Origin of the sequence: Paenibacillus sp. 3LSP, assembly GCF_032465655.1 — a bacterium.
GTDB lineage: Bacteria > Bacillota > Bacilli > Paenibacillales > Paenibacillaceae > Fontibacillus > Fontibacillus barengoltzii.
The window spans coordinates 1-12,671 of the sequence record NZ_JAWDJI010000145.1; the positions used below are offsets into that span (position 1 = coordinate 1).

Genomic DNA, 12,671 nt, shown 5'->3' on the forward strand with positions numbered 1-12,671 from the left:
TGGTAGACTGCATAGTATCAGCTCTCCTTTGCTATGTAGCTCTGAAATGGTTTGGTTTATACTACACTATCCATTTTAACCTACGAGATGTAGCAATTTGGAGGGCTGTCTTTTGTTTACGTTCATCTTAGCTAGCCTGGGCCGCCAAGAACGCAGCGGGGATTACGGCCCGGACCTTATCAGATCTTATGCGTTTTGCGATATTCCCCGGGCGTCATCCCGGTGGCCTGTTTGAATTGCCGGTTGAAATAAATGATATTTTTATAGCCCATCCGCTCGGCGATTTCATAAATCTTCAATGTGGGATCGGTCAGCAGCTCGCAGATACGCTTCGTCTTAAGCTCGTTCAGGTAGTCGCTGAAATGCCGGCCCGTTTCTTCCTTAAACAAAAAGCCGAGGTAGTTTGGCGTAAAATCGAAGCGGGCGGCGACGTCTTTCAGCGTCATTTTTTGCTCAAGATTGCTCTCGACATAGGCCATAATATCTTGAATCAGCTTGCGTTTCTGCTTCTGCTTCTTGACGTACAACAGCTCGGACAACTCAAAGAACCGTTTTCGCAGCCAAGACGTGATATCGTGGATCGTTTCGAACTGGAACAGCAGCACCGGCTGGTGCGTATCCCACTTCAACAGCTCATACAGATTTTCGTTAATTTCGCGCAGATCGGCATGCAGCTGGGTGGTGATACGGATGATGAGATCGTACACATCGTTCTTCTGGGCCAGCGGGGAACCTTGATAAAACAGCTCCAGCAAGCAGTCGTCAATCGTTACGAGATCATAGCTTAGAATCGCCTTTAACATCCGCCGGAGAATCTCGTCCGTTCGTGCACTGGCAAATCGGCTTTCGCCCGGATACACCCGAGCTTCGTGGATCAACCGGTCCTTGCCGACCAGCCACTTGGCGCTAAGCGCCGCTTGCGCCTGGCGGTAAGACGCCCGCAACGCTTCTTCATCCCGTGCGAAGCTGCCTACCCCAACGGTCACGGAGAAGGGGGAAATTCCTCGGACCGCCCGGATCAGCTCCTCCAGCAGCTCCAGGAACGCCGTTTCCGGTACAGAAGCCAGCAGGAGAAACCGCGTCGGTTGGCTGACGATGAACGTGCCCAGCTTCATCTCCGTCGTAAAATGCTGGATAAACGCCATCACCTTCTGAATTTGCTTGCGTCGCTCCTCCTCCGGCAAATCCCCGGTCTTCCATTCCAGGTCGTCGATTTCAACAAGGGCTGCTGCAGTTCCTGTTCTAAACAGGGTTTGCAAATACCCGCGAATATGCCCCTCAACCTGCTCCGGAGAGATCTCGTTCAACCAACGCAACAGCAGCTCTTCATTAACGATCGTCAACGCTTCCGTAAACGTGCGATCCTGATCCCGTTCCCGTTCGATCGCGGCGCAGAGCTCGCTCAGCATCTTATAGAGTTCCTGATCTTCCACGGGCTTCAGCAAATAACCCGAGGCGCTGATCTTGATTGCCTCTTTGGCGTATTCAAAGTCTTCGTGCCCGCTGATGAACACGATTTTGACGCCGGGATGAATCTCTTTGGCTTTGCGAGCGAATTCGATTCCCGACATGATCGGCATGCGGATATCGGAGAGAATCAGGTCGATCCGCTCCTGCTCCATCGCCTTAAGCGCATTAAAGCCGTTATTGGCGGTTGCCGCCACCTGCAGGTTCATTCCGCTGCCCTGCACTCTGCGGCGCAGCCACTCGAGGTCTACTGCCTCGTCGTCGACAAGTAATACGTTAATCTCCATGGCCGTCATTCCTTCTCGTAAGTTTACTTCTTATCTCGAGCATACTTATCGCTCGTTCCGCTGAACATATCGGTTTGCAATGATAATCTATACAAATTCACCGATTTTACAGACTTTCCTCTGAGAGATCACCAAAAAATTATTCCAATGCCGGGAGCTCCCCAGGGTTCATCGGAAGCAGGATCTGAACCGTTGTCCCTCCGCCATAGATGCTAGCGATGCGAATACCGTATTTGCCTCCGTAGCGGAGCTTGATCCGCTCGTCGACGTTCTTCACCCCGTAGCCGCCGGATTGGCTTGGACCAATCAGCAAACGCTGCACCGTCTCCGGCCTCATCCCAATCCCGTTATCGATCACTTTCAACTCCAGGTCATCGCCCCGCCGCTTCCCTTTAATGACGATCGCAATCGATTCGCCAAACCAGGCATGCTTAAACGTATTCTCCACGAACGGCTGCAGGATCAGCTTCATCACTTGCACCTGCAGCAGTTCGGGATCCACGTCGACGTGGACAGAGAAAGCCCCGGCGTATTTGACCCTCTGAATACCCAGATATGTCTCCACCTGCTTCAACTCATGTTCCAGAGGTGTAAAGACGTTCCCTTGATTCAAGGTCAGCCGATAAAATCGCGACAGGCCCTGCACCATCTCGGTGACCTTGGCGGTCTCACCGAGATTGGCCAAACTGCTGATTGTCGACAGCGTGTTGTATAGAAAATGCGGGTTCATCTGCGCCTGCAACGCCTCCAGCTCCGCTTGCTTCTTCTGGATGCCCTGCACGTACACGCTGTTGATCAGCCCCTGAATATTGGCGGCCATCACGTTAAATGCATCGGCAATATGTACAAACTCATCGTTACCGGAGAAACGAATCCGCTTCTGGAAGTTCCCCTCCTGAAAGGAACGGACGAGCCAAACGATGCGTTTCATCTTTCGTCCGGACAGCCGAGCCACGATAAACCCAATGAAAGCCATGACGATAAAGCTGATGCCGCACACGGTAAAAATCACCCGCTGCAGCCTGCCTGCATCCTTCGTTAAGTACGCCTTCGGAACCAGCGCCTCAATCACAAAGTCGGTGCCGGGAATCGGTTCATGCAGACTCAGATATTTCCCCCGCTGGGCGTCCATTTCCGCATTCCCCCGCTGATAGAGCAAGACCCCGTCTGACGCAGAATCAATCAGGCGTACCGTAATCCCCTGCTCGACAGGAAACGTGGAGAAGTCGCCAAACAAATCGTCGAGGGAAGCGGTGATGCGGACATATCCGATCACGGTCATGTTCCCGCTATATGAGACCAGGCGGCGGATATGAGAGATGTTCCCCAACCGCTGATCGGTGTCGATCTGCAGCCAGATATTATCCCGTTCGGAATCTTTAAACTGTTGATACCAGGCGCTGTCCTGAATGTCCTCAAACGGCAGAATGTAATAGTCACTGCGGTGAATCGGCTCCTCCAAATTATCGCCCGAAACGATATACAGATCGCTGTTCAGCGTATACAGCATCAGCCGAATATGGTTGCCAAACAGCTTGAGCGGCGCCGTAATTTCCGGAACGATCTCATCCAGCATAACCAGATAAATGTCGTACGGCTCCCCTTTGGTTTGCATCGCTCGTTGAAAGGCGAGATTGCCAAACAGGGTATCCGACATCCGCTGGATCTCGTCCATTTGGTAACGAATGTTATTCCGGGCCTGCTCCATTCCGGTGCGGATATTCGTCTCGGCCATCTCCGTCCGGGATTCCGTCAGCATCGTGTACGACACGTAGCCGATGATCACGTCCGTTAACAGCACGAGCAGCAGGTAAGGAATCAGCATTTTGTAGGTGAAGGGGATATATTTTTTCATGGGATCGCCAAGCTTTCTCATCAATTTAATCGCTTACATTATCCTCCTATTCATCATATCGACCCTTGTCCAGAAAATAAATAATAAAAAACCGACCCAGGTCCATGGCTTTTACTTCGCCAACCCGAATCGGTTTAATAAGGTGCGGTATTATAAGGTTTCTGCGTTCTTTACGGCATGTTCCCAGCTAGGAAAATAAAACAAAGCGTTGCGCATCAACTCCGGATCGTTCTGCTTGACCTGCTTCTTGCTCAGCGAAACGCCTTCACTCTGCAATTGTTTAATACGGCGGACAACTTCATCCGCTCCAAGAGTGGCATCCATACAGCTTTGCTCCTTCCATCTCAGGTTGCCTATAGCTTTTCTGTTTCCAGCCCAATATATACCTTGGTTCCTATCTTTATCCATATCCCTGATTCGGAGCGATTACAGTGTGACGCCATCCCCGGAGCGAGGCAGCTTGCCGCCCTTCCCGGTCAGGAAGCTCCGAATCGCCTGCCGGTTGGTGAAACCCAGCACGATGAGGTTTACCAGCCAGACCCCCCAATAAGGCCGAGCATAGCCGGCAACCAGCAGAAAAATGGACAGCATCGCCATGCCCACAACAACTTGGAAGCCGTCGGCTTCCCTAGATGCATATTTTCCCTTCTTATAGAAAGAAAATACCGCAAGCAGCACCGCGAGAATCACCGCATAGGCCAAGGCCGCCTCAAATCGGGTTAAGGCGCTCCACACGCCAAAGGTGACAGCAATCGCCTTCCCCCCCTTAAATTTAAGGAAGGGCGAAAAGGCATGCCCCAGGATCGGGGCGACCGCAACCAGCGTCATCCCGTAATCGCGTCCCAGCATCCCCGATTCGACCAGGAAGACCAGCGGCACATATCCCTTCATAAAATCGAGCAGAATACCCGCCAATCCCCAATGGTAACCGGCAGACTGCCACAGATTAAACGCGCCGGGGTTGCCGTCGCCAACCTGCCGTAAATCTTTCCGGGCCGCCTTGCCCAGCCAATAGGAAAACATTAAAGCCCCGCACAGGAACTCCACCGCTGCCAGCCAGAGAATCATCGATCTCCCCTGCTTCCTACCTGCACGTTCCGGCCTTTCCAGGTGACCGATCCGCGAAACACCACTTGATAGGCCGAATAGATCAGGATCACGAGGAAAAAGAGGGTCGACAACACATGAAGCAAAGGCATCCCTATGCCAAACTTCCCTACATAGCGCACCAAGAAATATAGCTGCACCGCATACAGCACATATCCGATCAGCAGCGGGTAAGCCCAGGCTGTGTTCCAAAGGAACAAGGCGCCTTCAGAAGCGATAAGCCCCAGGAGCCACACCGCAACCAACAGCGTCGTCGCCGGACGAAGCTTGGCTGTGCTCAGCACCGCCCCTTTCCCGAACCCCTCGAGCTCGCTGCGAATCCCGTTCGGGTACATCCGGAAAGAGACGAGGCCGCTGCCGAGAAAATTGGTCACGCGAATGCCCGCCTCGCGGAACTTCGCGCCAAGGTTCAAATCGTCGAGCAGCTCCGCACGAATGCTGTCATGCCCCTGAATCGCCTCGTAATCGCGGCGTGTCGTCACGATGCAGGAGCCGTAGAGCCCTTTTTGCCGGCTGCGCAGTTCAAACGGCGAGGTGAACGCAAATACGCCCAGGACATTCGTAATGAGCGCCAGACGTTCATAAAACTTCTCCGTGACATGAAACGGTACGACGGAAATCACACCGCCCGCCTCGGCCCGCGCCTGCAGCAGTGACTCCAGCGCCCGGGGGGCCAATCGAATGTCGGCATCCAGGAAGACGATCACGTTGCCGGTGGATTGCCGGTAGCCGTTCCAGACCGCCCAGGTTTTCCCTGTCCATCCGGGAGGCAGCGCGTCGTTCCGAATTACGTTTACCCCATATTTAACGGCGACCTCATAGGTGCCATCGTCCGAAAAATCATCCACCACAATGATCTCATCGGGAGGATAGGTTTGATTTTGCAACGAACCCAGCAGATGCGGTAAATTCCCGGCTTCATTCCGCGCCGGAATGATCACCGACACCTTCTCTCCTCTGCGATAAGGTTCTTCCCGTTCGGGAACAACAACCGCTCGAAACAGGATCCATCCTGCAATCCATCCGATGGCTAATACGATCCAAATTCCCATCGCTGCCCCACCTCTTTCGCTGCCGAAATAAAGTGAAATCACGTATATGAGTATTCTATGTTCGTAATAGCAGAGATGTACAAAAAAGTAGAAGAGACTACCGCTAGTGTAGTCGACAATTCCTATTTTTTCAACGAAAAAACAAAACCCCTCTCGACAACCGAGAGAGGCTTAGATCCTATCTTATTGCTCCAATTTAATAAACGGATCGTCGATCACCAAGCTCTGCGCTTCCGCATCGCTGATTCCCGCATACAATGTCGCTTTGCCGTCGCCTTGACGGACAAGTCCGCCGCTGAATACGACGTCAGCCAAATCCGGCCGCTTCGCCGGGCCCGGCAGGAAATCGGCGCGTTCGGCGATGATCTCCATATCGGTGTATTGGCCGGTTGCCGGGTCAAACCCGAAGGCCATCGGATAATAATGGCGGTCGCCTTGCTCATCGAAGCGGGCAATATGGCCCAGCACCCCCAGCTTGCCGTTAGCCAGCAGATGGATTTCGTTGCTGCCGCCCCATTCCTCATCAAGGAATTGCTTAAGCAGCGGCGCTTCCTGCACCACCTCAAGCGAGAGATCCGTAAGCCGGTTCACTTTCGCGAAGCCGATTTTCCCTCTGCCGCCTTTCTCCCCCTGTGGACGGGTAAATACGCCAATGGTTCCGTCGGACAGCTCCACCAGGCGCAAATCCTTCATTTGGTCCGGGCCTTGGAAGAACAGCTCTAACTGATGAAGACAAGGTCCCTTGTAAAATACCGTCCGCCAACTGAGCGCTCCTTCCAGCTCCGGGTGCGGGAACGTCTGCACCCCGCCGAATATCAGCTCCCCGCCGATGCGAGTGAAGAACGGATCCTGCAGCCCAAACACCGGCGCCCCTTCACGGGGAACCCAATGCTCGCCGCGGCGAACAAAAAACCAAATCTCCGACTCCTCGCTGTCCCGGCGCTCCACGCGTCCGGCAATGACCAGCTCCCCTTCGTCCTCGAAGGGAGCCGAAATATTGTAAACGTCCCGTTCGCCTACCCCTTCAAATATCAGTTTGACGGCCTCTCCGGGCTTGTTCACCTTTGCCTTATGCCGGTAGGCCTCAACCAACTTCTCGCACGACAACACACCGCTGTTTTGAAAATTTGCCATCATCTGATTCCCTTTCCGTTAGCTTAGTGGTTGCAAAGCTTCCAGCAGCTGCGGGAGGCGGAAGCTCGCGCAGGCCATCGAATCGTCCGATGCCCCATAATACATAATCACTTGTTCTCCCTTGACGATTGCTCCGCAAGCAAAAATCACACTGTGGAAAAATCCGCTCGTCTCATATTCCGCTTCCGGCACCATCAGCGGTTCCTCCATGCGGGCGATTACCCGGCCTGGATCGTTGAGGTCCAGCAAGGCTGCGCCCATGCAGTAGCGATGCGTCTGATCCGCGCCATGGTACAGAATCAGCCAGCCTGCCTCGGTTTGGATCGGCACACAACCCGCGCCGATGCGGGCTCCGTCCCATTTTCCTTCGCGCAGTCCCATCAGGAAGCGATGATTTCCCCAGTGCTCCAGGTCCGGCGACTCGGCCACCCAGATTTCCGGCAATCCGAGGCCTTCCGGCACCGGGCGGTGAAGCATATAATATTTGCCATCGATTGCTGCGGGGAACAAGGTTACATCTTTATTGGTCGGGGCCAGGATTAATCCTTCCCGGCGGAACGAAACGAAGTCGGTGGTCGTCAACCGGCCAACGGCTACGCCTCGTTCAGAAACGGCACTGTAGGTGATATGATACTGATCTCCTAACTGGGTAATCCGCGGATCTTCAATCCCCCAGCGTTCCAGCGGGTCTTCCGGCCAGACGCTAGGCGTCTCGTCGATGGTAAAGTTCAAGCCGTCCCGGCTGCGGGCCACGCGAAAATGGGAGATGGACGTCAAGTACACCGTGGTCCCCTGCTGATCGCGAATCACCCGAGGGTCGGAGAAGTCGAAGTTCGGATCTTCCCGGTCGACTTTTACAATCTCCACCGCTGGCTCTGCCCCGCGGGGCTGGCGGTTTACGTCCACCACCGGTACAAGCACATACCGCGGGTCGGTCTGCCGAGGGCATTCCGCCACCCGCAGCAGCAGAATCACTTCTCCTTCATATTCAGCTACGCCAGCGTTAAATACGCCGAGTACTTCCCAATCCGGGAAGGTAGGCTTGACATCCTTCGGCGTAATCAGCGGATTGTTCACGGAGCGATTGATCTCTATCTTTTGCAACATCGTCATCTAGCAGTTCCTCCTATCCGAAATTCAGACTGATTAGTCTTTCATGCCCGTAAACGTAATGCCCTCGATAAAGTAACGCTGGGCCATAAAGAACAACAGGATGACCGGCAGCGCCACCAGCGTGGACATGGCCATCAGGTAATTCCATTGCGGGGCTTCGTTCACGCCGCCCATAAAGAAATACATCCCGACATTCAGCGTATACATCTTCATATCCGACAGGTAGATGAGCGGACCCAGAAAGTCGTTCCAATACCCCCGGAACGCAAAGATCGCGACAGCCAGCAACGCCGGCTTCACCTGCGGCAGCATGATATAAACGAAAGTCTGGAAGAAATTCGACCCGTCCATCTCAGCCGCATCGTCCAGCTCCCGCGGCAAGGTCATGAAAAACTGACGCAGCAGGAATATATAAAACGGTCCCCACGCCGTCCACGCCCGCAGGACAAGCGGGTCAAATTGGCCGACCAGGCCAAACTTCTGCCAGATCAGGAACGTCGGAATCAACGTGACGTGAAACGGCAGCATCATCGTAGCCAGCAGCACGAGGAAGATCAAGCCGCTTCCAGGAAAACGAAACCGCGCAAATCCATAAGCGACAATCGTGGCGCTGATCAACTCCGCGATGATCCCCAACACCACGATAAAGATCGTGTTAAACAAGTAGCGGTTAAACGGCATCGCCGTCCACGCTTCCACGAAGTTATGCCATTGCGGCGGATCTGGAATCCATTGCGGCGGCCAGGCGAAGATATCCCCGTCCGCTTGCAGGGCGGTCGACACCATCCAGAAGAACGGCACCAGGATAACGGCAGCTAAGAACGTGACGATGACGTATATGATCGTCTTGTTCACCCATTTCCACGTTCTGCCGGAGACGGCTTGAGTACGGGCTGTCGAAGTATTTTCCATGTGTTACACCTCCTATTAGCGCCGTTCCGATTCGTAGTGAACCCACGCCGGGCTGGAACGGAACACGAGCAGCGTCAACACCAGGATGATGATAAACAACACCCAAGCGATGGCCGATGCCTCGCCCATATGCAGCTGCGTGAATCCGCGTTCGTACACCAGCTGGTTCATAAATTTGCCGGCGGCCGAAGTTGGACGGACGAACATCGCAATCGTAAAGATCTGCAGCGCTCCGATCATCCCCATGATGACCTGCAGCAGGATCACCGGCGAAATTTGCGGAATCGTGATGTGCACAAACTTGGCAAATCGTCCGGCTCCATCAATTTCAGCCGCTTCGTACAGGTTTTTGGGAACACCTTGTAAGCCGGCTAGGAATACGACCGTATTGGTCCCAAAGATCCCCCATAAGCTCATGATGACAAACGCGCCAATCACGTAATGAGGATCGCCAAACCAATTGGGCTTATCGATGCCAAATAGAGATAACAGCGGCGATAGAACGTAGTTGATAATGCCGGATTCACTGTTAAACATCCATCTCCACAGCAGCGCCACGGCCACCTCGGGCATGACCGCCGGAAGGAAGTAGATGGTCCGGTACGTACCGATCCCCTTGATTTTATTGTTCAGCAGCATAGCGACCAGCAGCGCGCCAATCACGCCGATGGGCAGCGACAAGGCGGCGTACAATAGCGTAATCCGAATGGACGGCCAGAACTCGATATCATTCGTAAACAGCTTGATATAATTGCCGAATCCAACCCATTCTGTCTTGCCGAAGATCGAGGACTCGGTAAAGCTCAAATATAAGGAATCTATCAAAGGATATACGGTAAAAATCAGGAAACCTACAATCCACGGAGAAACGAGTGCTAAACCGATCGCCTGCTTCTTTTTCCAACCCAGCTTGGAAACAACGAAGTAGAGCACGCTCGCAATGACTAACAGGACAACAGGGACTAGCAACCATCGGATGAATGTTGCCAGATGGTTTTCCATGCGGTTTCCTCCTTTCTGCACAGGTTGACCCGTTCACTTGATGAAGAAAAGGGAGGAGGCTGATGCCTCCCCGTCCTTCTCGCTCGAACCTTCAATTATTTCATCACATTCTCCAATAGCGGCTTCACTTCCGGAATCAGCTTCTCCGGATCGGTCCCGGCATTGATGATCGGGTCCATCAGCTGCGTCCAGTAAATGTTCTCCCATTCCGGATATTTCTCAGAATAGCGATACGGTCTTGCGTATTCCATCGAGCTGATGATCGCTTCGAGGGAATGCGATTTCTTCGGATGAAGCTCCTGCAGCGTTGCCAGGTCCGCCAGAGATTTACGCGGCGGCATGATCTTCCAGTGGTGGATCGCATCGCTCAGGTCCACCAAAGCTTCGAAGGCTGCATCGGCGTTTTTCGTCTTGACGTTGATGCCCATGCCAAGAATATCGCCAAAGGTCGCGTGGATGCCGGTTGGTCCGGCTGGAACCATAAAGGCCTGCACGTTATCGACCGTGGAATCCAGATCATCGGCTGCCCCGCCCATGAACATTGCCACTTGACCGTCGCGGAACATTTTGTCGAAGCCGCGATCACGCACAATTTGCTGCGAAGGTGTCAATGGCCCCTTCACCAGTTCGGAGTAGAAGTTCAGCGCTTCCTTCGCTTCCGGCGAGTCGATTGGCGATTGACCGTCTTCGGTTAAGACGTCTCCGCCGTTTTGCCAGATGAACATTTGAGACGGCGGCCAGCCGTTTAACGTAAAGCCCCACTGTACAACCGACTTCTCATCAAACCCATCCTCACCGGGATGTTTGCCGTTCTTGTCTTTCGTCAGCTTCGTGGCTGCATCGGTAAATTGCTCCCAGGTCCAGGTTTCATCCGGATAAGCCACACCGGCTTCATCGAACAGACCCTTATTCACGTACAGCATCACCGGTTGCTGCAACCATGGCAGACCGTAAACCTTCCCATCGTGCGTAAATGGTTGAAGGGAAGACTCATAATAGTCATCTACGTTCGCTGCCGGTTTGTCAGAGGACTTCAAGCGATCTGTAATGTCCAGCATCGCGCCTTCCGACGAGAACTGGGCCGCACGCTGTGCACTGATCCAGAACAAATCCGGTCCCGAATCACCGGTTAATTGGGTGATTAATCGAGTATCGTACTCCGCTGGATTCGAATCTTGCACAATCGTATACGTTGTAGATTTCTCATTTAATTCGTCAAGAAGCTGCTGCAGCTCTTTCGCTTCGTCTGCCCCGGCCCAGGTCGTCAACTTCAGTTCGACCTTCTTGCCCGGCTCGGCGTTTTGTCCTCCCTTCCCCTTCTGTTCGCCTTGGCTGGTGCCTCCGTTATTGCCGGAGCAGGCCGACAACAGCAGGGAAACCGCAAGAACCGAGATGATGCCCAAGGAAAACTTCTTCTTCACACCAATGACCCCCTACTAGATAAATAATAGAATTACTAATTTCATGACTAACCCTCTTTTGTAACGTTACATTAAGATTACGCTTTTATTATCTATCCAAATGATAACGCTGTCAAGAGAGGATTTCGGAATCGAAAAATGCTAAAAAATAGGCTTTTCTCCGCCAATCGTTTACATTACAACATTTTTCGTGTATATTTATTTTTGTAACGTTACAAAAACGATAAGCTGTAGCATAGAGGGGATTCTAACATGCGAAAAAAAGTCGCCATGCAGGATATCGCGGATCGCTTAAATATATCTAAAAACTCTGTCTCCCAGGCGTTATCCGGCAAAGACGGAGTAAGCGAAGAAACGCGGCGCAAAATTATCGAAACAGCGGAAGCCATGGGCTACCGTTACAATAAGAAGACTGCGGCCGGCAATCCAAATCATGTGAAGACGATCGGACTTATTGCCTCAGATTTTGCTTTTTCCATGCAGTTTTTCGGGGAAATCTATCTTGCGGTCGAACGGGAAGCCAAGAACCATGGCATCAATCTCCTGATTCAATCGATTACTCCCGAGATGCGAGATCGGTTGCAACTGCCTTCTTTCATCGAAGAGAAGCAAGTAGACGGCCTCCTCATTCTGTCGCATATCAGTACAGCTTATATCCGCAACGTACTGGAGCAAGGCATCCCCACTGTGCTGATTGACCACCATCACCCGTTGCTCTCTACCGATGCAGTGCTGACCAATAACCGTTTCAGCGCTTATATCGCGGTCAAGCATCTGCTCGATTATGGCCATCAGGATATCGGCATCCTGGGCAATGTTGCAGTGTCGCCTAGTTATCAAGAGCGTTGGGAAGGTTATCTGCTTGCCCTGCGAGAGCACGGCCTGGAGCCGCGTAAAGAGCTGATGCTTGTGCATACGCAGGAAGAGGAGGAGACAATCACAGAAGCCATACGCCGTTTGGATAACCAGCCTAGCGCATGGTTCTGCTTAAATGATGGATTTGCGTTTTACGTCAGCTTGGCGTTGCGTCAACTGGGGTACCAAATCCCTGACGAGATCTCGATCTGCGGCTTCGACAACAGCCATTATTCCCAAATGGCCTCACCCAAAATCACAACGATGGAGGTCGACCTGTCCTTGTTCGCACACAAAGCGTTTGAACAGCTCATGTGGCGGATCAAGCATCCGGACGAAGCGTACCAGGAAATTCTGCTGCCTACCCGCTTAATCGTGCGCGAATCGACGACAGCGGTGAAAGCTTAAATTAAAAAGGTAGATCAGGGAGATAACCCTGATCTACCTTTTTGTGTATCCGTGGACG

The 12,671-nt window shown here is 52.9% G+C and carries 11 protein-coding genes; 1 reads left to right on the forward strand and 10 read right to left on the reverse strand.

The features are described 5' to 3' along the window. Positions 1–179 precede the first annotated feature (179 nt). The 10 genes from RW092_RS12010 to RW092_RS12055 form a co-directional block, all read right to left on the reverse strand. Positions 180–1,754, reverse strand: coding sequence for a response regulator (locus RW092_RS12010; RefSeq protein ID WP_316010307.1), 1,575 nt, complete (start codon positions 1,752–1,754; stop codon positions 180–182). A gap of 139 nt (positions 1,755–1,893) precedes the next feature. Further along, a complete protein-coding gene (locus RW092_RS12015; protein WP_316010308.1) occupies positions 1,894–3,609 on the reverse strand; it encodes a sensor histidine kinase in 1,716 nt (571 codons plus the stop codon). A 150-nt stretch (positions 3,610–3,759) separates the two neighbouring features. After that, entirely contained in the window at positions 3,760–3,933 is a 174-nt protein-coding gene (locus RW092_RS12020) for a hypothetical protein (RefSeq protein ID WP_164744226.1), read from the reverse strand. 102 nt (positions 3,934–4,035) lie between these two features. Next, on the reverse strand, positions 4,036–4,677 hold the full coding sequence (locus tag RW092_RS12025) for a glycerol-3-phosphate acyltransferase (protein ID WP_028540060.1): 642 nt from the start codon (positions 4,675–4,677) through the stop codon (positions 4,036–4,038). Further along, positions 4,674–5,768, reverse strand: a complete 1,095-nt coding sequence (locus tag RW092_RS12030; protein WP_316010309.1) for a glycosyltransferase — start codon at positions 5,766–5,768, stop codon at positions 4,674–4,676. The genes RW092_RS12025 and RW092_RS12030 overlap by 4 nt, the downstream gene beginning before the upstream one ends. A gap of 183 nt (positions 5,769–5,951) precedes the next feature. Continuing rightward, complete coding sequence (locus tag RW092_RS12035) at positions 5,952–6,902, reverse strand: MTP-1 family protein (protein ID WP_316010310.1); 951 nt, start codon at positions 6,900–6,902, stop codon at positions 5,952–5,954. Positions 6,903–6,920: 18 nt separating this feature from the next. Further along, on the reverse strand, positions 6,921–8,015 hold the full coding sequence (locus tag RW092_RS12040) for a glycoside hydrolase family 130 protein (RefSeq protein WP_316010311.1): 1,095 nt from the start codon (positions 8,013–8,015) through the stop codon (positions 6,921–6,923). A gap of 33 nt (positions 8,016–8,048) precedes the next feature. Next, on the reverse strand, positions 8,049–8,927 hold the full coding sequence (locus RW092_RS12045; RefSeq protein WP_016310767.1) for a carbohydrate ABC transporter permease: 879 nt from the start codon (positions 8,925–8,927) through the stop codon (positions 8,049–8,051). A 15-nt stretch (positions 8,928–8,942) separates the two neighbouring features. Beyond that, a complete protein-coding gene (locus tag RW092_RS12050; protein WP_028540063.1) occupies positions 8,943–9,929 on the reverse strand; it encodes a carbohydrate ABC transporter permease in 987 nt (328 codons plus the stop codon). Between the two features lie 95 nt (positions 9,930–10,024). Beyond that, positions 10,025–11,350, reverse strand: a complete 1,326-nt coding sequence (locus RW092_RS12055; RefSeq protein WP_316010312.1) for an ABC transporter substrate-binding protein — start codon at positions 11,348–11,350, stop codon at positions 10,025–10,027. 252 nt (positions 11,351–11,602) lie between these two features. On the opposite strand from RW092_RS12055, the gene RW092_RS12060 reads away from it, so the two are divergent. Continuing rightward, positions 11,603–12,613: a LacI family DNA-binding transcriptional regulator gene (locus tag RW092_RS12060; RefSeq protein WP_028540065.1), complete on the forward strand. Its 1,011-nt coding sequence runs from the start codon at positions 11,603–11,605 to the stop codon at positions 12,611–12,613. The last annotated feature ends 58 nt before the right edge of the window (positions 12,614–12,671 follow it).

What these genes read in the sequence shown, in the direction of transcription:
- RW092_RS12035 (WP_316010310.1), bottom strand. Translation starts at nt 6,902, where the DNA reads ATGGCAAATTTTCAAAACAGCGGTGTGTTGTCGTGCGAGAAGTTGGTT.
- RW092_RS12025 (WP_028540060.1), bottom strand. Translation starts at nt 4,677, where the DNA reads ATGATTCTCTGGCTGGCAGCGGTGGAGTTCCTGTGCGGGGCTTTAATG.
- RW092_RS12050 (WP_028540063.1), bottom strand. Translation starts at nt 9,929, where the DNA reads ATGGAAAACCATCTGGCAACATTCATCCGATGGTTGCTAGTCCCTGTT.
- RW092_RS12045 (WP_016310767.1), bottom strand. Translation starts at nt 8,927, where the DNA reads ATGGAAAATACTTCGACAGCCCGTACTCAAGCCGTCTCCGGCAGAACG.
- RW092_RS12015 (WP_316010308.1), bottom strand. Translation starts at nt 3,609, where the DNA reads ATGAAAAAATATATCCCCTTCACCTACAAAATGCTGATTCCTTACCTG.
- RW092_RS12060 (WP_028540065.1), top strand. Translation starts at nt 11,603, where the DNA reads ATGCGAAAAAAAGTCGCCATGCAGGATATCGCGGATCGCTTAAATATA.
- RW092_RS12030 (WP_316010309.1), bottom strand. Translation starts at nt 5,768, where the DNA reads ATGGGAATTTGGATCGTATTAGCCATCGGATGGATTGCAGGATGGATC.
- RW092_RS12020 (WP_164744226.1), bottom strand. Translation starts at nt 3,933, where the DNA reads ATGGATGCCACTCTTGGAGCGGATGAAGTTGTCCGCCGTATTAAACAA.
- RW092_RS12010 (WP_316010307.1), bottom strand. Translation starts at nt 1,754, where the DNA reads ATGGAGATTAACGTATTACTTGTCGACGACGAGGCAGTAGACCTCGAG.
- RW092_RS12040 (WP_316010311.1), bottom strand. Translation starts at nt 8,015, where the DNA reads ATGACGATGTTGCAAAAGATAGAGATCAATCGCTCCGTGAACAATCCG.